The following is a 23,466-nucleotide window of genomic DNA, read 5'->3' on the forward strand; positions in this document are numbered from 1 at the left end:
AGTCGTCAGAAAAAGGTGCCGATTAGCGGACACCTTTACATTTTCATAGATTTGATTTTGACTTCATCGGGAGTGACCCGCAGGGTCTTTTGCCCAGTATAGGTCACAAAACCGGGTTTGCCACCGGTTGGCTTATTGAGCTTTTTGACTTCAATCATATCCACCTGAACGAGATTGGACAGTCTCGCCTTAGAAAAATAAGCGGCCAGCTCCGCAGCATCCGTCTTGACCTCATCACTTGGTTGCAGATTGCCTGTGATGACCACATGGCTGCCGGGAATGTCTTTCGCATGGAACCAAAGCTCCTCTTTTTTAGCCATTTTAAAGGTCAACTCATCATTTTGCAAGTTATTTCGACCGACCAAAATGATCGTTTTACCGTCAGTTGCCAAGTATTTCTCTGGTTTTTTTCGTTTTTGAATTTTTTCGCGCTGGCGTCGGCGAATAAAGCCTGTCTGGATCAATTCCTCACGAATCTCTGCGATTTCTGTCAAGCTAGCCTGTGACAAGGCGGTTTCCACACTCTCCAAATATTGAATGGTTTCTTTGGTCTCCTCAATCAATCCTGTCAAATGCTTGACCGCTTCCTTCAGCTTTTGGTATTTCTTAAAATAGCGCTGAGCATTTTGGTTAGGAGTCAATGCCTTGTCCAGAGCGATGCTAATTGTCTCGCCTGTGTAGTAGTTCTCTAGCGAAACCTGATCTTCATTGTTAGGGACTTGGTGGAGGAAAGTAGTCAGCAATTCTCCTTTTTGGCGAAATTCCTCCGCATTTTCAGTCGCGACTAATTCCTGCTCTTGTTTTTTTAATTTCTTGCGATTTTTCTCTAACTCATTTTCCACTCGACGGATCAATTCGCTAGCCTGCTGGTTAACACGGTCGCGCTCCGCCTTGTCTTGGTAGAAGTCGTCTAGCAGCTGCGATAAGCTCGGAAATTCTTTCTGACTGTCCATAAAAAGAATGGGCGCAAAGGATTTAGTTGTCAGATGAGCTTGTGTGGGACTGGCAAAGAAAGCACGGAAGGTTTTTAGTTTGTCACTCGTTAAGCGCTGACTGAGCTCGGTCGCTGTATCGCGCCCCAAGCCTTGAAATAGCTTCTGTAAAGAACGAGCTGATAAATCCTCTGTCTGGAGAATTTCAAATAACTTTTCATCAGAAATCGTAAACGGATTGCGACTGCCTGTTTGAGGTGGAGCAACATAGGTTGAGCCCGGCAGAATCGTGCGGTAACTATTCTGCGAGAAGCCAACATGCTTAATGGCCTCAATGATGTTGCCACTTGCCTTATCCATTAAGATGATATTGCTGTGTTTGCCCATGATTTCGATGACTAGAGTTGCTGCCACGCTATCTCCAATTTCATTTTTGTTGGAGACAGAGATTTCTAAAACTCGGTCATTGTCAATCTGTTCAATGCTTTCAATCGTAGCGCCTTGCAGGTATTTCCGCATGACCATGATGAATGTATTAGGCACTGCGGGATTTTCAAAGCTGGTATTGGTTAGTTGAATGCGACTAAAAACAGGGTGAGCAGATAAGAGTAATTTGTGATTTTGCCGATTGCTGCGGATTTGCAGCACTAATTCCTGCTCAAAAGGTTGGTTGATTTTTTGAATGCGACCATATAGCAACTGTTGCCGCAATTCCTCTGTCATGTGGTGTAAAAAAAATCCGTCAAAGGACATGGTTTTCTCTCCTTGAATGATACTAAAGAAAATTATAACAAAAAATAGCAAGAAAAGGTTGGAAAATTATTGTCAGAAAAGTTTGACAAAACACTTGACATTTGTTTCAGAAACATCTAAAATAATATCAAATTAGAAAAGTAATAAAATAGTTGTTGGCAGAGAGCTTGTGGTTGGTGAAAATAAGCAGCAGCGTTTTATGAAATTGGGCTAATGGATAGAAATTGAATTTGAAACGATAAAAATTCGGTGAGCACACCTTACAGTGCAACTTGTTGTTAGACAAGATAGAGATGTGGGAGAAGTCTATTATTTTTCCCATAATTGAGGTGGCACCGCGATTTACGCCCTCACACAGGATGAACTGTGTGTGGGTTTTTCTTTTATTGTTTCAGTCTCGTTAATGGAGGTAAAAATATGTTGAAACGATGGCGACTCTGGCTTTTACTCGAATAAAAATTAGAAAATACGAAATGGAGAACAGATATGAAAAACAAACGGTTAATGGGAATGATTGCTCTTTTAGTGGTATTAGTTGTCGGAGGCATTATTTATTCTAGTGTAACTGGCGAGAAAGCGACGAAGACAAGCGATACAACAAAAACAGTGAAAGTTGGTGTGCTGCAATATGTCAGCCACCCGTCACTTGATTTGATTTATAAAGGGACTCAAGAAGGATTGGCACAAGAAGGTTATAAAGGTAAGAAGATCAAGATTGACTTTATGAATGCGGAAGGTGACCAAAGTAAAGTGGCAACGATGAGCAAGCAATTAGTTGCCAATGGCAATGACGTGCTGATTGGAATCGCAACGCCTGCTGCTCAAGGTTTGGCTAGTGCAACGAAAGACAAGCCAATCGTCATGGGAGCAGTGACTGATCCAGTTGGGGCGAATTTAGTAAAGGATTTGAAAAAGCCGGGAGGCAACATTACAGGTGTGTCTGACCACAATCCAGCTAAGCAGCAATTGGAGCTCATCAGACAATTAACACCGAATGTGAAAACAATTGGCGTTCTTTATTCAAGCAGTGAAGACAATTCAAAAACGCAGGTAGAAGAATTTACAGCTTTGGCTGAAAAAGCAGGTTATAAAGTGTTTCCTTATGCTGTACCTTCTACAAATGAGATTGCTTCAACCATGAATGTGATGACAGGAAAGGTAGATGCTATTTGGATTCCAATTGACAACACCATTGCTTCTGCTTTTTCAACAGTTGTTTCCAGCAATCAAACGGCTAAAAAACCTATCTATCCAAGTGCGACAGCTATGGTAGAAGAAGGCGGTCTGGGCTCGGTTGTTGTCGATCAAAAAGATCTTGGAGTGGCGACTGGAAAAATGACAGCGAAAATTTTGAAAGGTGCCAAACCAGCAGACACAGCTGTTGAAATCTTTGCTACTGGCAAATCAGTTGTGAACAAAAAAGTGGCTGCTCAGCTAGGAATAACGATTCCAGATGATGTTCTGAAAAAAGCAGGACAAGTCATTGAGTAATCCGATTGATAAGAAACGATATTTTTAAAAGTTAGGACAACAGTATGATTATTTCAATTGTCTCACAAGGACTTGTTTGGGCTATTTTAGGCTTGGGGATTTTTATGACTTTCCGCATTTTAAATTTCCCTGATATGACTACAGAAGGATCTTTTCCATTGGGCGGAGCAGTGGCAGTTACGCTAATTAGTAAGGGAATCAATCCTTTTCTAGCAACTGCTGCTGCCATTCTAGCTGGCTGTCTGGCAGGCATGGTAACAGGGCTTCTCTATACTAAGGGGAAAATTCCTACTCTCCTTTCAGGGATTTTGGTCATGACTTCCTGCCACTCCATTATGCTCATGCTAATGGGGCGGGCTAATCTTGGACTTCTCGGAACGAAGCAAATTCAGGACTTTCTGCCATTTTCTGTCGAATTAAACAATCTTCTGACAGGATTGATTTTTGTTAGCTTGGTAATTGCAGCATTGCTCTTTTTCTTAGATACAAAATTGGGTCAAGCCTATATTGCCACGGGTGATAATCCGGATATGGCAAGGAGTTTTGGCATTCACACAGGACGAATGGAGTTAATGGGGTTGGTGCTGTCTAATGGCGTCATTGCCCTAGCTGGAGCCCTTATTGCCCAGCAGGAAGGTTATGCGGATGTCTCGCGTGGGATTGGTGTCATCGTTGTGGGGCTTGCCAGTCTCATTATCGGAGAGGTGCTTTTTACCAGCCTGACATTGGCAGAACGCCTATTGACGATTGTTGTCGGTTCTATTTTCTATCAATTCCTGATTTGGGGCGTGATTGCGCTTGGCTTTAATACCAGCTATCTTCGCCTTTACAGTGCGGTTATCTTGGCAATTTGTCTCATGATTCCGACTTTCAAAAATAAATTCTTTAAAGGAGTCAAGTTAAGCAAATGACAGCAATTGTAGAATTAAAAAACGCGACAAAAATTGTCAACACAGGTATTGAGGAAGAAAAAGTTATTTTAAATGATGTTTCACTGGATATTTTTGAGCATGACTTCATTACCATTTTAGGCGGAAATGGGGCGGGAAAATCTACGCTTTTCAATGTCATTGCAGGAACATTACCATTGACGAGTGGCAGCATTTATATTCTAGGTGAAAATGTGACCAGTTATTCACCAGAAAAACGGGCTAAGTATCTGTCACGCGTCTTTCAAGACCCAAAGATGGGAACAGCTCCGCGCATGACGGTGGCAGAAAACCTATTGATTGCTAAATTTCGTGGTGAAAAACGCCGTCTAGTGCCACGCCGTCTGAGCCATTATCGCAAAGAATTTCAGGAGACAATAGACAAAATCGGCAATGGCTTAGAAAAACATTTGGACACACCGATTGAATTTCTCTCTGGCGGGCAAAGACAGGCGTTGAGTCTTTTAATGGCGACTCTCAAACGCCCTGAGCTGTTGCTTTTGGATGAGCATACAGCAGCGCTTGACCCCAAAACCAGTGTGGCATTGATGAGTCTGACAGATGAATTTGTGAATCGTGACCAACTGACTGCTCTCATGATTACTCACCACATGGAAGATGCTCTCAAATACGGCAATCGCTTGATTGTCATGAAGGACGGACAAATTATCCAAGACTTACATCAAGAAGAGAAAGCGAAAATGACGATTGCGGATTATTACAGCTTATTTGAATAAAAAAATTCCAATCTCCTAGCTGAGGTTGGAATTTCTTTTTTGCGCTTCTCTGATAGTATTTGGAACCAGACGAATCCGCTTAATATCTGAAATACGAATAATCGTTGACATACTTTTCTGGAAGTTTTTAACAATCAATTGCTGACGCTCTTCGTCATATTTGACAATATCACCAGTAAAACTTTTATCTGAAAAAATGACATGCACACCTGATTTTTTTTGCAAAGCTGTTTCAATCGTCTGCAAAATATTGGCGTTGTCTTCCTTTATCTCTTGTGTATCCTTTTTGTAATTGATAAATTCACTTGCGCGCTCTAAAATCATTTCGAGAAATTTTTTCATAGCTAAATTCTCCATAACTTGTTACAATATATTATATAACAAACTCGCTAAAAAAGTAAATTTTTTACGAATAAATCAAGAAAGAAGAAAAAGGAGACAAAAATGTCAGAATTCAAATTTGAGATAGAAGAAAAGTTATTGGTGTTGTCAGAAAATGATAAAGGCTGGACGAAAGAGCTGAATCGTGTGAGCTTCAATGGTGCGCCAGCCAAATACGATATTCGTAGTTGGAGTCCTGACCATACAAAAATGGGGAAAGGGATTACGCTCTCTAATGAAGAATTTCAAGTATTAGTGGATGCTTTTAAGGCTTAGTAAAGCGCAAATAGAATCAAGGTAAGAGAGTGAGAGGCAGTCAATCTATAAATGGCGGCTATTGATGACTCTCTTTTTGTTGTAAAAAAAAATAAGAAAATTTTACACAAAAACTTGAAAATCCGCTTTCAAAAGATTATACTATTAAATATAGAGAATCTATATATGCATATAGTAAACTTAGAATTTTAGGAGGTTTAGGATGCTTGAAATTCAAAATTTAGAAAAAAGTTTTGGGCAAAAACAAGTGCTATTTGGTGTTGATTTCAGGGCTGAATCAGGACAAATCCTCGGTCTGATCGGAAAGAACGGTGCTGGGAAAACAACGATTTTCCACAGTATTCTGCGTTTTTTAGAATACAGCGGAAACATTACATTTGATAAGCAATCGATTTCTCAGGAGACCTATCGGAAAATTGGTTATTTGCCAGAAGAGCGAAGTCTGATGCCTAAGTTAACCGTTTATGAGCAAGTGCGGTATTTGGCAAACTTAAAGGGAGTGCCAAATGCAGTTGTGAAAGAAAAATTGCCTCAGTGGATGGAGCGCTTGCAAGTCAAAGGAAAAGTGACCGATAAAATCAAGAGCTTGTCTAAAGGGAATCAACAAAAGGTTCAGTTGATTATCACGCTTTTGCATGAACCAAACTTGATTATCCTAGACGAACCATTTAGTGGTTTGGACCCTGTGAATACCGAGATTTTGAAACGGGTCATTATTGAAGAAAAAGAGCGTGGAGCAACGATTATTTTCTCTGACCATGTGATGACCAATGTGGAAGAATTGTGTGATGATGTTGTTATGATTCGTGATGGTAAAGTTATTTTAGATGGCAGTGTGCAGGAGGTTCGTAATCAATACGGCAAAACACGTCTGTTTGTGTCTAGCTCGCTGTCTCAAACGGAATTAGAAGCACTTCCTCACGTAAGTAAAGCCAATCTAACCAACCAAGGAACATGGCGATTGATATTAGATGACGAAGCAGCTGGTAAGGAATTGTTTGGCTTGTTGACTAAAGGACAATATATTGAAACTTTTGACCAACAAGCTCCAACAATTGATGAAATCTTTAAGTTAGAATCAGGGGTGGAAGTATGAAACAGACTTTAATTGTTATCAAAGAAACCTATCTTCGTCATGTCAAGTCATGGAGTTTTGTCTTCATGGTTATTTCGCCTTTCATTTTTATCGGTCTGAGTATGGGAGTTGGTTATCTTTCCTCCATGTCAAGTAGTAATTCTAACCGTGTTGCAGTCGTAGTAGATAATCCTCAAGTCAAGGAAGTTTTGAAAGATACTAAGAATCTGGATTTCGATTATAAAAATGAAGCAGCAGCTAAGAAAGCTGTAAAAGATGGCGATGTTGGCGGATATTTGCTAGTATCAGAAGCAGAGGGGCAGATCAAGGCAACTTATTTTGCAGATACGAGCATGAGTAGTGCTACAAAAATTGAGATTACACAGAAATTGATGCAGTTGCAGCAGGTTGCAAATATTAGTCAAGCTAATTTATCAGCTAATCAAGTCAAGCTGCTTTCAAGAGCTATTGATTTCAAGGAAAAGATTGATGAGAAGAAAGAAGCGAAGAAGGCAACTCAAACGATTGTCGCAACAGCAATTGGGTTTATGCTTTACATGATTCTCCTTGTCTATACAAGCTCTACTGCTCAAGAAATTGTTAGTGAAAAAGGAACCAAGATTATGGAGGTTATTTTCTCCAGTATCAAGGCTTCTGAATATTTCTATGGTCGAATGGCAGGGATTTTTGCAGTTATCTTGACCCATGTCAGCATTTATGTAATCGGCGCTGTGCTGTTGCTTGCTTTTTCAGACCAGATTTCTTTTGTAAAAGAATTCTTAGATGCCAATCCAAATCTGATGAAACATTTGGGAGAAGCAATTTCCTTTAATACTATTGCTTTCATCACCTTGAGTGTCTTTATGTTTGTAGTCTTATCTGCCTTTTTAGGGTCAATGGTGACGAGAATTGAAGACGTTGGGAAAGCTGTTCAGCCTGTTGTGATGCTGATTATTTTGGGATTTTTTGGAGTGGCGGCTCTTGGAAACGCTGGTGACACGATCTTGTTGAAAGTTGGTTCTTATATTCCGTTTATTTCGACCTTTTTTATGCCTTTCCGTGCGATTAACGGTTATGCAAATGGGCTAGAAGCTTGGATTTCATTTGCCATTGCCTTTGTCTTTACCTTAGGAATGACAGTTTATATCGGTCGGATTTACTCCAGTTTGATTTTGCAGACAGATGATATTGGCATTTGGAAGAGCTTCAAAAAAGCTTTAGCTTATCATTAAAAATCGTTCTCCACAAGTATTCTTGTGGGGATTTTTTCTTGATAAGGTATGCAGTCAATCGCTGTTGAAAAACTTTAAAAATGATATAATAAGACTATATTTTGACAAAAAGGATGCTCATGAAATTACTTTATACTGATATTCGCAATCCCTTAACGAAGATTTTGGTGAAAGAAGCAGAGTGCTTGGCACAAGCAGGCAAGCGCGTGTTTTATATTGCTCCTAACTCTCTTTCATTTGAAAAAGAGAGGGCTGTTTTGAGTCTTTTAGAAAACCACGCCTCGTTTGCTATTACAGTGACACGTTTTGCGCAGATGGCGCGTTATTTTGTCCTCAATGATGTGCAGCAAGGTAGACCATTAGACGATATTGGTTTGGGAATGCTGTTTTACAAAGTCTTGTCAGAAATGGATGAGCACGATTTGCGGGTGTACGGTGGTATTCGTACGGATGCGCAATTTATTCAGCAATTGGTTGATCTTTATCATGAATTGCAAGCTGCTCAGATGACCTTTGCGGATTTAGATTATCTAGATGAGGATGAGAAAAAAGCAGATTTAATCAATATTTTACAGTTAGTAACACATCAGCTAAATCAGAGTGAATTTACTTCTGATTCAAATATTATGGTATTTGCCAATCATATTATAGTAGGTGACGTGGATGAGGAACTGCAGGATTTGGTTTTGGTGATTGATGGCTTTACGCGATTTTCTGCTGAGGAAGCTTATTTGATCGAGCTTTTGCATAGCAAGGGCGTGGAAATCGTCATCGGTGCTTATGCAAGTGAAAAAGCTTATCGTGCAAGTTTTCGAGAGGGCAATCTGTATCAGGCAAGTGTAGATTTTTTGCGTCATTTGGCAGATGAATATAAGGTAAAACCTGAATACATACCGTCAATACAGCTAGATGATCCTTTTGGAAAGATTTCAAAACTGCTAGAAAGTCGCTATGATTTCTCAGATGTTGAGCTGGAGCTGACGGAGCAAGACCGCTCGCATATACAGATTTGGTCAACGGTCAATCAAAAGGAAGAACTGGAGTATGTGGCAAAGAGCATTCGCCAGCGAGTTCATGACGGTGCTCGTTACAAGGATATTCGCGTTCTTTTAGGAGATGTAGAAGCCTATCGTTTGCAGTTAAAGACGATTTTTGATCAGTATCAGATTCCCTTTTATCTGGGGCGAAGCGAGTCTATGGCACATCACCCTTTGGTGCAATTTATCGAATCTTTAGTGCGTTTGAAACGCTATAATTTTCGGACGGAAGATTTGCTCAATCTCTTAAAAACAGGTCTTTATGGTCATTTAAAGCAAGAAGAGCTGGACTTGTTTGAGCAATATATTCGCTTTGCGGATGTAAAAGGGATTAGTAAATTTTCTAAAGATTTCACTCACAATCAGCATCAAAAATTTGACCTGATTCACATCAATCAATTAAGAAAAAAAATAATCACTCCGCTCTTGGAATTTTTTAAATCTCGCAGTCAAACAGCGACAGGTTTGCTTCAAAAATTTCATCAATTTTTAACGACAACTTCTCTTTCTCAGAATTTTGCTGGTTTAGTCACTTCTATTGACCCGCAAGACCAAGAAAGACAAGAAGAAGTCTGGAAGGCTTTTTGCCATGTCTTGGAACAATTTTCCAGTGTTTTTTCAGCCAGCAAAGTCAAGCTAGATGATTTTTTGACTCTGGTACAGTCAGGAATGCTGTTATCCAACTATCGAACTATTCCAGCAACAGTAGATGTTGTGACCATTCAGTCTTATGACTTGATCGAGCCTTTGTCAAGTCCGTTTGTCTATGCTGTTGGCTTGACCCAAGACTATTTTCCCAAAATTTCCCAAAATAAGAGCCTTTTGTCAGACGAAGACCGACTACGATTAAATGAAGCAACAGATGAGCATTCGGAATTGCTGATTGCTGCTCAGGAAAATCTCAAGAAAAATCGTTTTGTCGCCTTGTCGCTTTTGAATGCTGCAACAGAGAGGCTTGTCCTCTCCACTCCTCAGATTGTCAATGAAATAGAGAACAATATTTCTCCATATCTGTTAGAACTGCATGAACAACCAATTGGACTGCCGATTGAAGTGAAGCGTCCGCAGGCAACAAGTGATGATATTGGTACTTACCGTGCTTTGTTGGCGAGAATTATTGAGTTGAATCAAGGAGATATTGATCGGGAGCGTTCTTTGACGGAGAAAGAGCAGACTTTTTGGTCAGTAGCTGTACGGGTTTTGCGCAAAAAATTGGAAAGTGAAGGCATTTCGATTCCTAATGTAACGTCAAGTCTTGAAACAGAAACCTTGTCAACGCAGACATTGCAAGCTCTTTATCCGCCTCATCAGGTATTTCAGCTGTCAACTTCAGCTTTGACAGAATTCTATCGCAATCAATATGCTTATTTTTTGAAGTATGTCTTGGCTTTGCAGGAAGAAATGACGATTCACCCAGATGCGCGCAGTCATGGAAATTTTCTGCACCGTGTGTTTGAAAAAGTCATGCAAGAGCAGTCTAGTGAGCCATTCGATGATCGTCTAAAAAAAGCCATTCAAGAAGCGAGTCAGGAAGCGGAATTTGAAGCTCTTTATACAGAAAATGCAGAAGCATTATTTGCTTACGAAGTTTTGCTGGACACCGTGCGTGCGACAGGACATGTTCTAGAAAGAAATGATTTAGTAGAAACCATTCAAGAAGAAGCTGTTTTCGGACAGGAAGAAACAAATGTTCTAACATTGTCAGACGGACGCAACCTTCAAATTCGAGGCAAAGTTGACCGCATCGACCGATTGAAGATGGACGGCAGTCTGGGAATTGTGGATTATAAATCAAGTGACACGAATTTTGATTTTCAAAAATTTTTCAATGGCTTAAATTCTCAATTGCCTACATATCTAATGGCGCTGAAGCAAGAAAAGTGGGCGAATGATGAAGTACAGGTCTTTGGTGCCATGTATTTGCAGATGACCAATCCGCTCGTGCCATTAGCTAAGACGAAGTCACAGGGTGATGCAGTCAAAGAGGCGATGAAGAACCTAGAATATAAAGGTCTATTCTTGTCTGCGCAGGCTCATCAGCTCAATGGTTTGTATAATAAAAAGAAAGTCAATTTATTGAGTCAAGAAGAGCTAGAAACTTTGTTGGCTTATAATGCACTCTTGTATCGCCGTGCTGCTGAGAAGATATTGGCAGGGCATTTTAACATCAATCCTTATACGGAAAATGGCAGAAGTATTGCACCTTTTGTAGAGCAATACAAATCCATTACAGGTTTTGAAGCGAATCTTCACCTTTCTAGCGCCCGCCATTTGGTTAAGTTAGATAGCCACCCGACAGGTGAAAAAAAACGTCAAGCATGGATAGAAAAGATGAAGGAGGAGTTAGAAAAATGAAGCAAATTCCATTTTTGAGTCAAGCAGAGATTTGTGCTTTGCAGAATCAAGAAGCCCAGTCTAACAAAGCTCAAAAACATACACCAGAACAGATTGAAGCCATTTACTCCTCCGGTCAAAATATTCTTGTGTCTGCTTCTGCAGGTTCAGGAAAAACCTTTGTTATGGTGCAGCGGATTATTGACCAAATTCTGCGGGGAGTTCGCATTGAGCAGCTCTTCATTTCAACTTTCACTGTCAAAGCAGCCAGTGAATTAAAAGAGCGCTTGGAAAAAGAATTGGCAAAGGTCTTGAAGGCAACAAATGATGAGGTGCTCAAACAGCATTTGGCACAGCAATTAGCTGATATTCCGAATGCCGACATTGGAACCATGGACTCTTTCACTCAAAAAGTCCTAAATAAATATGGTTATCTTTTGGAATTGGCGCCGAATTTTCGCATTTTGCAAAGTGCGAGTGAGCAGTTATTGTTGCAAAATGAAGTTTTCGAGCAAGTTTTTGAAGAATTCTATCAATCGAATCAGGCAGCCTTATTTAAAAAATTAGTCAAAAACTTTACAGGTCAGAGAAAAGATTTGCTTGGTTTTCGAGAACAAGTTTATAAGATTTATGCTTTTTTGCAATCCACCAGTAATCCAATAGCATGGTTGGAAAAAGATTTTTTGAAAGGCTATGAGTGTACGGATTTCCAAGAAGAAAAAGCGCAACTTTTGGCACAAACAAAAGAAGCTCTTTTTGACCTAGAAGAATTCTTCCACTATCATTTGGCGAATGAAGCTAAGGAATTTCCCAAAGCAAAATACCTTGAAAATGTGCAGATTGTGCTTGATTGCCTGGTAAGTTTACAAGGGCAGCCCTCTGAAGAAGCCTATCTCACAGTGCTTGATAGGGTTGTAGAAATCTCGCGCGCAAGCAATGGAAAAGCTTTGACCAACAGCGGACGCAAGGAAGAATTAAAAGAAATTATCAAGGTATACAATGAAAAACGCAAAGAAAAAATTCAGGTTTTACGTGATTTAGCGGATCGATTTTATCGCTTTGAATTTCAAATGACCTATCATGAGGAAGCAAAAGAAATCCTGCTTGTCTTGCAACGGTTTATGAAAGCATTTGTTGAAAGTTATTTGAACCGCAAAAAAGAAGAAAATGCGTTTGAATTTGCGGATATCAATCATTTTGCCATTCAGATTTTGGAAGAATTCCCTGATGTGCGCCACTTTTATCGGACAAAATATCATGAAGTTATGGTGGACGAGTATCAGGATACCAACCACACGCAGGAGCGTATGCTGGAGCTGTTATCAAATGGGCATAATCGCTTTATGGTGGGGGACATTAAACAGTCTATTTATCGTTTTCGTCAGGCTGATCCGCAGATTTTTAATGAGAAATTTAAAACCTATCAAGAGGATAGCTGGCAAGGGAAATTGATTGTTTTGAAGGAAAATTTCCGCAGTCATGTGGAAGTTTTGGAAGCCACGAATGACGTTTTCAAACGTCTCATGGATGAGGAAGTGGGAGAAATTGATTACAATGAAACGCATTATCTGGTAGCTGGAAATCCTGACAAGAAAGAACAAAATCCACAATATCAGACAGAATTTCTCATTTATGATGGAACACTTGAGACGGATAATGAGGAAAACGACAAGGATGTTTCTTCTGTGTCTGCAGGAGAAGTGGCGCTGGTTATCAAAGAGATTATTCGTTTGCACAATGAAGAAAACGTCCAATTTGAAGACATAACATTGCTAACAGCTTCACGGACGCGCAATGATGTGATTTTAGCTGAATTTGCCAAGTATGATATCCCAGTCGTTTCAGACGGTGGCGAGGATAATTATTTGCAATCTGTAGAAGTCATGGTGATGTTAGATACGTTGCGTACGATTAACAATCCTCTCAATGATTACGCTCTAGTGGCGCTTTTAAAATCGCCAATGTTCACCTTTACTGAGGATGAATTGGCTCGTTTGGCCTTGCAAAAAAAGGTGACTGAAGCTAATCATGTTGCTCATCAGGAAAATCTCTATGAGAAATTGAAAAATGTCTTAAGCGGGCACGGTCAACATCCTGAACTCATCACACCTCCTCTTTTAAAGAAAATCCAGCAGTTTCAAGAAACACTGCAAACTTGGCGAGAGTATGCAAAAACAAATTCGCTCTATGATTTGCTTTGGAAAATTTATCAAGACCGCTTTTATTACGACTACGTAGGAGCTCTACCAAATGGAGCAGGGCGTCAAGCGAATCTCTACGCTCTTACTTTGCGAGCGAACGATTATGAAAAGATGAGTTTTAAAGGTTTGTCTCGTTTTATTGGGATGATTGATAAGATCTTAGAAACTCAAAATGACTTGGCAAGTGTAGTTGTTGCAGCTCCGAAACATGCAGTCCGCTTGATGACGGTTCACAAGAGCAAAGGTCTGGAATTTAAATATGTCTTTTTGCTCAATATGGACAAGGCCTTCAATCGTAAGGATAGCAGCTCTGCTTTGATCCTCAGTCGTCAAAATGGCGTCGGTATCAAGTATGTCGCAGACGTAGTGGTAGATGTCGCTGATAAGTTGGCGCCTAATCATGTTCGTTTGTCTATTGATACTCTTCCTTATGAGCAAAATGAGCGTGAAATTCATTTAGCAAGTATTTCTGAGCAAATGCGTCTGCTGTATGTTGCCATGACACGGGCTGAAAGAAAGTTGTATCTGGTTGGCAAAGGTCGTCAGGAAAGCTTGGAGAAAAAGACTTTCCCTTCTCCAGAAAAGGGTCGTTTAGCAACCTCCATTAGGCAAACTATGACAAGTTTTCAAGAGTGGCTTTGGGCTTTGCGAACTGTTTTTAAGAATGATGATTTAGCTTTTTCAACACAATTTGTGACGGATAGTGACCTAACAAGTGAAAAAATAGGTCAGCTAAAGCTAAAGGAACCAATTGTTGAAGAAAGTGTAGCGCATAATCGCCAGTCTGAGGATATTCGCAGGGCTTTGGATATTTTGGAAAATGTGGACAGGCTAAATACCCAGTATCGAGCCGCTATTCATTTGCCAAGTGTTCGAACACCGAGCCAAATCAAGAAATTTTATGAACCGGTCATGGACACAGACGGTGTTGAGATTATGGAGAAAAAAGCCCTAGATTTTATTGGAAAAACTTCTTTTGAACTACCAGACTTTGCTAAAAAAGCTCCAGTTACAGGGGCGCAAATTGGTAGCGCTGTTCATGAATTGATGCAGCGGATTTCTTTGGATAAGAAGCCTGATCTCACAAGATTGAAACAGGCATTGACTCAAGTTCAGGCAGAAAAGGCTGTCAAAGATAAAATTGACATTGAAAAAGTTGCTGCTTTCTTTGAAACAGAATTGGGTGAAATGTTGCTAAAACATGCAGATAAACTTTATCGAGAAGCCCCTTTTGCTATGTTAAAGCAAGATCAAGCAAGCGGACAGGATTTTGTAGTCCGTGGGATTTTAGACGGATATCTCCTACTGGCTGACCGAATCATTCTCTTTGATTATAAGACAGATAAATATACGAATCCAAGTGAATTAGTGGAACGCTACCAAGCACAACTAGAGCTTTACGCTGAAGCTCTTCGTCGTTCGTATGGTATTGAAAAAATTGAAAAATATTTAGTGCTGTTGGGCGGAACGCAGCTTCAAGTAGTGAAAGTAGAATAGCTAAAATAGAATTGGAATGATGAATATTTCCAATTCTTTTTTATGCTTTACAACGTGAAATAGCAAAATCGTCCTCTTATTTACGAATGTTTTATTATTAAAAATCAAAAAAGTTCCTAAATTCTGTATTTTGTTGAAAATACAGCTTGAAAATTTCAGAAAAGTTCGATAGAATAGTAGTACATCAGAGAGTGGAGGAAAAATATTTGCAATTAGATCGTAATCTTGTAATTTGCTACTATAAATTAAACAGAAAAGGCAGCTTTGTGCGGTCTTTTTTATAAATCTGTATAGACCTTTATGAAAATTTTCATTTAAGTAATTTTAATATGTTAGCGTCTATTTAGTAGGAATGGAATAAAAATTTCGAAATTCTAACAAAATCTAGTTATTTTTAATAATAGTGAGCATTGTTTGAAGAAATGTTTGGTTTTGAGAATTTTTTGTAATAATAATGGAAATTTACTTGAAAAGAAATAGGAAAAATAGTAAAATAGAATCATAGAAAACGCTTACAAAGCGAGGTGAAAAAATGGATAGACAAGAAGCATTGAGAACTTTTACCACAGGTGAAAATTTCCATTTGCAGCACTATTTGGGGGTTCATCAAGATGAAGTCGATGGACAAAGCGGCTATACCTTTCGTGTATGGGCGCCAAATGCTCAAAGTGTGCATTTAATAGGAGACTTTACCGACTGGTATGAAAATCAGATTCCTATGACACGCAATGAAGGCGGCGTCTGGGAAGTATTCACGGATTTGCCAAAGGAAGGAGATATTTACAAATACAACGTTAAACGAAGCAGTGGTCAAGAAATTTTAAAAATTGATCCCTTAGCTATCTATTTTGAAAAACGTCCTGGTACAGGTGCAGTGATTCGGACGATTCCAGAAAAGAAATGGAAAGATGGTCTGTGGTTAGCTCGCAGAAAACGTTGGGGATTTTTCTCACGTCCAGTGAATATTTACGAAGCTCATGCAGGTTCTTGGAAGAAGAATGAAGACGGCAGTCCGTATTCATTTGCTCAATTAAAAGACGAACTGATTCCTTATCTGGTTAAAATGAATTATACTCATGTGGAATTCATGCCACTAATGGCGCATCCACTTGGGTTGAGCTGGGGTTATCAGCTGATGGGATATTTTGCACTTGAGCACACGTATGGAACTCCTGAAGAGTTTCGTGATTTTGTAGAAGAATGCCATGTCAATAATATCGGAGTTATTGTCGACTGGGTGCCGGGTCATTTTACTATCAATGATGATGCCTTGGCTTATTATGACGGTACACCTACATTTGAGTATCAAGATCATGACCGTGCCCACAATTATGGCTGGGGCGCTCTAAATTTTGACTTAGGGAAAAATGAAGTGCAGTCTTTCTTGATTTCTAGTATTAAGTTTTGGATTGACTTTTATCACTTAGACGGAATCCGTGTAGATGCTGTCAGCAACATGCTCTATCTGGATTACGATAGTGGTCCATGGCAACCAAATATAGACGGTGGCAATCGAAATTACGAAGGCTATTACTTCCTTCAACGATTGAACACGGTTATCAAATTGGCTCATCCAGATGTCATGATGATTGCAGAGGAAAGTACGAGTGATACGAAGATTACGGGTATGGCAGAAATGGGTGGTCTTGGTTTTGACTACAAGTGGAACATGGGCTGGATGAATGACATTCTGCGCTTCTACGAAGAAGATCCGATTTACCGCAAGTATGATTTTAATCTAGTAAGCTTTAGCTTCATGTATGCTTTCTCTGAAAACTTCCTATTGCCATTCTCTCATGACGAAGTGGTGCATGGTAAGAAGAGCCTTATGCATAAGATGTGGGGAGACCGCTATAATCAATTTGCCGGTCTGCGCAATCTCTATACTTATCAAATGTGTCACCCAGGTAAGAAATTGCTTTTCATGGGCAGTGAATGGGGACAATTCTTAGAATGGAAATGCGAAGAATCTTTAGAATGGCGTGATTTGGCAGATGATATGAATGCTAAGATGCAGCATTTCACTTCTCAACTCAATCAGCTTTATAAAGACAATCGCGTTTTGTGGGAAAATGACTTAAGCTGGGATGGCTTAGAAATTATTGATGCGGATAACACAGATCAAAGTGTGCTTTCCTTTATTCGGAAAAATGACAAAGGAGATATGTTAGTTTGCGTCTTTAATATGGCTCCGGTAGAGCGCAAAGACTTTACCATTGGTGTTCCGGTGGCAGCCATATATGAAGAAATTTGGAATACCGAATTAGAAGAATGGGGAGGTGTATGGAAAGAGTACAATCAAACAGTTCAGTCTCAAGAAGGCTTGTGGAAGGATTATCCTCAGACGTTGACCTTTACTTTGCCAGCATTAGGGGCAAGTATTTGGAAGATTAAACGTCGTGTGAAATCAGCAAATGTAAGTAAAAAGTCCAAAAAGGAGTAACAGATGAAGAATGAAATGCTAGCTTTGATTCTTGCCGGTGGGCAAGGAACACGCCTTGGAAAACTCACTCAAAGTATTGCCAAACCAGCAGTACAGTTCGGTGGACGTTACCGTATCATTGACTTTGCTTTGTCCAATTGTGCAAATTCAGGGATTCATAATGTTGGTGTTATTACTCAATACCAACCATTAGCTTTGAATAGTCATATTGGAAATGGTTCTAGTTGGGGGCTGGATGGCATCAATACAGGTGTGTCTATTCTCCAGCCGTATTCAGCAAGTGAAGGCAATCGTTGGTTTGAAGGAACTAGTCATGCGATTTATCAAAATATTGATTATATTGACACTATCAATCCTGAATATGTCTTGATTTTGTCTGGTGACCATATTTACAAAATGGACTACGATGATATGCTTCAATCTCACAAGGACAATAATGCCAGCCTGACAGTAGCTGTTCTGGATGTTCCTTTGAAAGAAGCAAGTCGTTTTGGTATCATGAATACAGATGCCAATAATCGCATTGTCGAATTTGAAGAAAAACCAGCTGAACCTAAGTCTACCAAGGCTTCTATGGGGATTTATATCTTTGACTGGAAACGTCTCCGCAATATGTTGGTCACTGCTGAAAAGAGCAATGTAGATATGTCTGACTTCGGTAAGAATGTTATTCCAAATTATCTCGAATCCGGCGAAAGCGTCTATGCTTATGAATTTAAAGGCTACTGGAAAGACGTTGGAACGATTGAATCACTTTGGGAAGCCAATATGGAATATATTGATCCAAACAATGCTTTAGATAGCCGTGATCGTCGATGGAAAATTTATTCACGTAACTTGATTTCCCCACCAAACTTCCTTGGAGAAAATGCTCATGTTGAAGATTCTTTGGTTGTGGATGGCTGTCTTGTTGATGGAACAGTTAAGCATTCCATTCTTTCTACGGAAGCTCAAGTGCGTAAAGATGCAGTTGTAGAAGATTCTGTTGTAATGAGTGGCGCCATCATTGGTCAAGGGGCGAAAATTAAACGTGCTATTATCGGTGAAGGAGCTGTCATTTCTGATGGTGTAGAAATTGATGGAACAGACGAAGTACAAGTTATCGGATACAATGAGAAAGTGGGGGTACCATCAGATGAAGATTGATAAATATTCAGCAATTTTAGGAAATACAGTTGGATTTCATGATATGTCTACTTTGACAAGTCATCGTCCAGTTGCCAGCTTGCCTTTTGGTGGGAAATATCGTTTGATTGACTTTTCATTGTCCAGCTTAGCCAATGCAGGCATTCGGAGTGTCTTTGGCATTTTCCAACAAGATAATATCAGCTCTGTCTTTGACCATATCCGTTCTGGACGTGAATGGGGTCTGTCTACTCTTTTGAGTCACTATTATCTCGGCATTTACAATACGCGCGTAGAAAGCTCTACTGTTGGCAAAGAATACTACGAGCAATTGTTGACTTACTTAAAACGTTCGGGCAGTGATCAGACAGTAGCATTGAACTGTGATGTTTTGGTGAACATTGACTTGAACCAAGTCTTCCACTTACATAATACAACTGATCAGCCAATCACAGTTGTCTATAAAAAATTACCAAAAGAAGAAATTTCTGAAGTCAATGCTGTGTTAGAAATTGATGATACAGACCATGTGGAAAGTCATCATTTATTTGATGAAAAAGATACTAAAGAGCTGTATAACATGTCAACAGATATCTTCGTTGTGGATACACCTTGGTTGATTGAAAAATTGGAAGAAGAAGCGAAGAAAGAATTTCCTCAAAAATTGCGTTATGTCTTGCGTGATTTAGCTGCTCAGGAAAAAGCATTTGCTTATGAATACACAGGTTATTTGGCAAATATTCATTCTGTTAATTCTTACTTCAATGCCAATATTGATATGCTTGACTCGCAAAAATTCTACTCTCTTTTCTCTCCAAATCAAAAGATTTATACTAAAGTAAAAAATGAAGAACCAACTTATTATGCAGTCGGTTCTAAGGTTTCAAATTCTCAATTTGCTTCTGGTAGTATCGTTGAAGGAGAAGTTACTGATTCTGTCATTTCTCGTAATACCCGCATTAACAAAGAAAGTAGTGTTAAAAACAGTATTCTCTTCCCGCGTGCCATTATTGGTAAAAATGCTGTTGTAGAAAATGCTATTTTAGATAAGGGTGTTGAAGTTGCTGAGAATGTGACCGTTCGAGGAACAGTTGATAACCCAGTTGTTATTAAAAAAGGCGAAAAAGTAACAGAGGATAGAATTCAATGAAAATTTTATTTGTAGCAGCAGAAGGTGCACCTTTTTCTAAAACAGGAGGTTTGGGGGACGTCATTGGCGCTCTCCCTAAATCTCTTGTGAAGGCAGGTCATGAAGTGGGCGTTATTCTTCCTTATTATGATATGGTAGATAAAAAGTTTGGCGACCAAATGGAAGACCTGTTCCATTTTGAAGTGAAAGTCGGTTGGCGCGGTCAATATGTCGGCGTGAAACGCATGGTTTTAAACGGTGTTACTTTCTACTTTATAGACAATCAATACTATTTCTTCCGTGGTCATGTTTATGGCGATTTTGATGATGGCGAACGTTTTGCCTATTTCCAAATGGCGGCTGTTGAGTTGATGGAACGAATAGATTTTATTCCAGATATTCTTCATGCGCATGATTATCATACAGCAATGATTCCATTTTTGGTAAAAGAAAAATATCATTGGATTCAGGCTTATCATGGCATTCGGACTGTTTTAACCATTCACAATTTAGAATTTCAAGGGCAATTTTCTGATGGCATGCTCTGGGATTTGTTCGGAGTGGGCTATGAGCGCTATGCAGACGGTACCTTGCGTTGGAATGACTGTCTCAACTGGATGAAAGCAGGGATTCTGTATGCAGATCGTGTGACAACCGTGTCACCAAGTTATGCGCGTGAAATTATGACGCCAGAATTTGGTTGTGGTTTGGATCAAATTTTGCGGATGGAGTCTGGTAAAGTATCAGGTATTGTCAATGGAATCGATACAGATATTTATAATCCAGAAACAGATGCGCTGTTGGATCATCATTTTAGCAAAGACGATTTATCTGGCAAACTTGCTAATAAGCGGGCCTTGCAGGAAAAAGTTGGTCTGCCTGTGCGAGATGATGTGCCACTGGTAGGGATTGTATCTCGTTTGACCCGACAAAAGGGCTTTGATTTGGTTGTAGATCAATTGCACAATTTACTGCAAGATGATGTACAAATCGTTCTTTTAGGTACAGGAGACCCGTCTTTTGAGCAATCCTTTGCTTGGTTTGGTCAAGCTTATCCAGAAAAATTATCTGCCAATATTACGTTTGATGTGAAATTAGCCCAAGAAATTTATGCAGCTTGTGATATGTTCTTGATGCCGAGTCGCTTTGAGCCATGTGGATTGTCCCAAATGATGGCAATGCGTTATGGAACATTGCCGCTTGTGCATGAAGTTGGTGGCTTGCGTGACACTGTTCAACCGTACAATGCTTACGAAGGAACAGGAACTGGATTTAGCTTTAATAATTTCTCAGGTTACTGGCTGAAATGGACATTTGACATGGCTATTGACTTATATCACAATGATAAAGAAGCATGGCATGACCTTCAAATACAAGCTATGGAACGTGATTTTTCATGGGATACAGCTAGCCAAGCTTATAGTCATTTGTACCAATCTCTTTATTCATAGAAAGGAGTTTGCCGTTAAGAAATGGAACTAACAAAAGAACAGTTTCTTCATGACTTTAAAGATATTTTACATGAAGAACAATTGATTAAGGTAGAAGATGCCACTCCAACAGAGCTGTTTCAAACCTTAGCACGTACAATTCGCAAATACATCACTCCTATGTGGTTGGAACGACGAAACAAACTAGTAGAAGACAAGCAAAAAATTGCTTATTACTTTTCTATTGAATTTCTGCCTGGGCGAATGCTGGAAACCAATTTACTAAATCTTGGAATCCTTGATGTTGTCAAAGAAGGTTTTGACGAATTAGGTGTTGATTTTACGGCTGTCAAACAGGCTGAGCACGATATGGCGTTAGGAAATGGCGGTCTTGGTCGTCTTGCAGCAGCTTTTATGGATTCACTTGCAACTACAGGCTATCCTGGATTTGGTAATGGAATCCGCTATCGCTACGGACTTTTCAAACAAAAAATTGTAAATGGCTATCAAGTCGAATTGCCAGATGATTGGTTTGGCAGTCTCGGAAATGTCTGGGAAACGCGTAAGGATCACGATGTTGTAGATGTCAAAATCTTTGGGAATGTCTATCTTCAAGCCAACGAAGAAGGACGAATCGTTCCCTTTTATGAAAATTCACAAACTCTTCGTGCAGTGCCTTACGATGTACCACAAATTGGTTTTGAAAATGATATTGTCAATAATCTTCGTCTTTGGGATGTTGAAATTCCTGAAGAATATGAATTAGACTATCCAACGATTGAAGCGCGTCGCAAGGTACACGATATTACAGCTATTCTTTACCCAGATGATTCAAGTTATGAAGGAAAAGAATTGCGCTTGATTCAAGAATATTTTATGACCAGTGCCGGCTTGCAGACAATTATCAAATCTTATCGGAAGCAAGGCCTGCCTTTAGAGCAAATTCATGAAAAGGTATCGGTTCATATCAACGATACACACCCAGCGGTTGCACCAGCAGAGTTTATGCGACTTTTGTTGGATGATTGCGGTCTTGAATGGGCAGATGCTTGGAATGCAACAGTTAAGACGATGAGTTATACCAATCACACCATTCTTTCAGAAGCACTAGAAAAATGGGATGCAGAACTCTTTAAAAATGTTCTTCCTCGTGTTTATCAAATCATCCTTGAAATTGACAATCGCTATGTCTCTGATATGGCTGCGCGTGGCATTGATCCACAAGTGATTGAAAATACTCGGATTGTCAAGGATAATCAAATCCACATGGCACATTTGGCGATTATTGGTGGGCATTCGGTCAATGGGGTGGCAAAACTTCATACAGAACTTCTTAAAGAAGATACGCTCCGTGATTTTTATGCTATTTATCCTGAAAAATTCAATAATAAAACGAATGGCATCATTCAACGTCGCTGGCTGCAAATTGCAGACGAACCATTGTCAAATGAAATTGATCGCTTGATTGGTAAAGATTGGCGGACGGATATTCATGAACTTCGCAGACTTTTAGACTACAAAGATGATCGGCAAGTTTTGAGTGAATTTTATAATATCAAGCAAGAGGCCAAAGCGCGCTTAGCAGCTTTCATCAAAGAATCTACAGGAGTGGAAGTGTCAACGGAAGCTATCTTTGATGTACAAGTGAAGCGGCTTCACGCCTATAAACGTCAATTGCTCAATTTGCTTCATATCCTTAAATTATATTGGGATTTAAAAGAAAATCCTGATAAAGATATGGTGCCACGTGTCTTCATTTTTGGTGCCAAGGCAGCGCCGGGTTATCATTTTGCCAAATCTGTTATCAAATTGATTAATGAAGTGGCTAATCTCGTCAATAATGATGAGAGTTTACAAGGCAAGCTAAAGGTTGTTTTCCTTGAAAATTATCGTGTCAGTTTGGCTGAACTCATCATTCCTGCTGCAGATGTGTCAGAGCAAATCTCGCTTGCTTCTAAGGAAGCCTCTGGTACATCTAATATGAAATTTATGATGACGGGAGCCATTACTCTGGCAACCCTTGACGGTGCCAATATTGAAATCAAAGATGAAGTCGGAGATGACAATATTGTAATTTTCGGTATGGACAAAGACGAAGTCTACGACCACTATGCCCGTCATGATTACTACTCACGTGGTGTCTACGAAAAAAATCCAATCATTCGTCGCGTAGTGGATAGTTTTGTGAATGGAAGCATTCCAAATGTTCGGAATGAAGGTTCTGAGATTTATGAAGCTTTAATTACGCACAATGACGAATATTTCCTTCTGGAAGATTTTGCTTCGTATGTAGCTGCCCAAGAAAAGATTGATCAACTCTATCGCGACAAAGAAAAATGGGCGCGTATGAGCCTTGTTAATATCGCAACATCTGATAAATTTACATCAGATGATACGATTGAACAATACGCCAAAGAAATTTGGAACCTGAAAAAGTAATAAGCTAGGGGCTGGGACTTATCCA

Annotated in this window: 15 protein-coding genes and 1 other annotated feature; of the genes, 13 read left to right on the forward strand and 2 right to left on the reverse strand. The window is 39.6% G+C overall.

Features of this window, described 5'->3' with window-relative positions; genetic code table 11:
- Window positions 1–35 precede the first annotated feature (35 nt).
- Complete coding sequence (fbp62, locus tag FQ204_RS02010; protein WP_144207952.1) at window positions 36–1,685, reverse strand: Rqc2 family fibronectin-binding protein Fbp62; 1,650 nt, start codon at window positions 1,683–1,685, stop codon at window positions 36–38.
- 118 nt (window positions 1,686–1,803) lie between these two features.
- Window positions 1,804–2,040, forward strand: a binding site (T-box leader).
- A 131-nt stretch (window positions 2,041–2,171) separates the two neighbouring features.
- Between fbp62 and trpX the strand changes: the two genes are divergently transcribed.
- The 3 genes from trpX to FQ204_RS02025 are packed head-to-tail and all read left to right on the forward strand — an operon-like array spanning window position 2,172 to window position 4,842.
- Window positions 2,172–3,176, forward strand: a complete 1,005-nt coding sequence (gene trpX / locus FQ204_RS02015; protein WP_144207955.1) for a tryptophan ABC transporter substrate-binding protein — start codon at window positions 2,172–2,174, stop codon at window positions 3,174–3,176.
- Window positions 3,177–3,220: 44 nt separating this feature from the next.
- Complete coding sequence (locus FQ204_RS02020; RefSeq protein ID WP_144207958.1) at window positions 3,221–4,087, forward strand: ABC transporter permease; 867 nt, start codon at window positions 3,221–3,223, stop codon at window positions 4,085–4,087.
- Window positions 4,084–4,842 carry an ABC transporter ATP-binding protein gene (locus FQ204_RS02025; protein ID WP_049494093.1) on the forward strand — a complete coding sequence of 253 codons (759 nt, stop codon included), beginning with the start codon at window positions 4,084–4,086 and terminating at the stop codon, window positions 4,840–4,842. Before FQ204_RS02020 ends, FQ204_RS02025 begins: the two co-directional genes overlap by 4 nt.
- Before the next feature lie 15 nt (window positions 4,843–4,857).
- On the opposite strand, the gene FQ204_RS02030 is transcribed toward FQ204_RS02025, so the two are convergent.
- On the reverse strand, window positions 4,858–5,199 hold the full coding sequence (locus FQ204_RS02030; RefSeq protein WP_186286753.1) for a hypothetical protein: 342 nt from the start codon (window positions 5,197–5,199) through the stop codon (window positions 4,858–4,860).
- A gap of 87 nt (window positions 5,200–5,286) precedes the next feature.
- On the opposite strand from FQ204_RS02030, the gene FQ204_RS02035 reads away from it, so the two are divergent.
- From FQ204_RS02035 to FQ204_RS02080, 10 genes are all read left to right on the forward strand, one after another.
- Complete coding sequence (locus FQ204_RS02035; protein WP_003025304.1) at window positions 5,287–5,499, forward strand: YdbC family protein; 213 nt, start codon at window positions 5,287–5,289, stop codon at window positions 5,497–5,499.
- Between the two features lie 202 nt (window positions 5,500–5,701).
- Window positions 5,702–6,595, forward strand: coding sequence for an ABC transporter ATP-binding protein (locus FQ204_RS02040; RefSeq protein ID WP_144207964.1), 894 nt, complete (start codon window positions 5,702–5,704; stop codon window positions 6,593–6,595).
- Window positions 6,592–7,806, forward strand: a complete 1,215-nt coding sequence (locus FQ204_RS02045; protein ID WP_144207967.1) for an ABC transporter permease — start codon at window positions 6,592–6,594, stop codon at window positions 7,804–7,806. The genes FQ204_RS02040 and FQ204_RS02045 overlap by 4 nt, the downstream gene beginning before the upstream one ends.
- Window positions 7,807–7,925: 119 nt before the next feature.
- Entirely contained in the window at window positions 7,926–11,198 is a 3,273-nt protein-coding gene (gene rexB / locus FQ204_RS02050) for an ATP-dependent nuclease subunit B (RefSeq protein ID WP_144207970.1), read from the forward strand.
- Window positions 11,195–14,875, forward strand: a complete 3,681-nt coding sequence (gene addA / locus FQ204_RS02055; protein ID WP_144207973.1) for a helicase-exonuclease AddAB subunit AddA — start codon at window positions 11,195–11,197, stop codon at window positions 14,873–14,875. The genes rexB and addA overlap by 4 nt, the downstream gene beginning before the upstream one ends.
- A 532-nt stretch (window positions 14,876–15,407) precedes the next feature.
- Complete coding sequence (gene glgB / locus FQ204_RS02060) at window positions 15,408–17,318, forward strand: 1,4-alpha-glucan branching protein GlgB (protein WP_144207976.1); 1,911 nt, start codon at window positions 15,408–15,410, stop codon at window positions 17,316–17,318.
- 3 nt (window positions 17,319–17,321) lie between these two features.
- Window positions 17,322–18,464 carry a glucose-1-phosphate adenylyltransferase gene (locus FQ204_RS02065; protein ID WP_144207980.1) on the forward strand — a complete coding sequence of 381 codons (1,143 nt, stop codon included), beginning with the start codon at window positions 17,322–17,324 and terminating at the stop codon, window positions 18,462–18,464.
- Complete coding sequence (glgD, locus tag FQ204_RS02070; RefSeq protein WP_144207983.1) at window positions 18,454–19,593, forward strand: glucose-1-phosphate adenylyltransferase subunit GlgD; 1,140 nt, start codon at window positions 18,454–18,456, stop codon at window positions 19,591–19,593. The genes FQ204_RS02065 and glgD overlap by 11 nt, the downstream gene beginning before the upstream one ends.
- The gene (gene glgA / locus FQ204_RS02075; protein WP_144207986.1) at window positions 19,590–21,023 is read left to right on the forward strand and encodes a glycogen synthase GlgA; all 1,434 of its coding nucleotides are present in this window, start codon (window positions 19,590–19,592) and stop codon (window positions 21,021–21,023) included. Before glgD ends, glgA begins: the two co-directional genes overlap by 4 nt.
- A gap of 21 nt (window positions 21,024–21,044) precedes the next feature.
- Entirely contained in the window at window positions 21,045–23,441 is a 2,397-nt protein-coding gene (locus tag FQ204_RS02080; RefSeq protein ID WP_144207989.1) for a glycogen/starch/alpha-glucan phosphorylase, read from the forward strand.
- Window positions 23,442–23,466: the final 25 nt, after the last annotated feature.

It is taken from the genome of Streptococcus constellatus, from assembly GCF_902167705.1.
GTDB lineage: Bacteria > Bacillota > Bacilli > Lactobacillales > Streptococcaceae > Streptococcus > Streptococcus constellatus_A.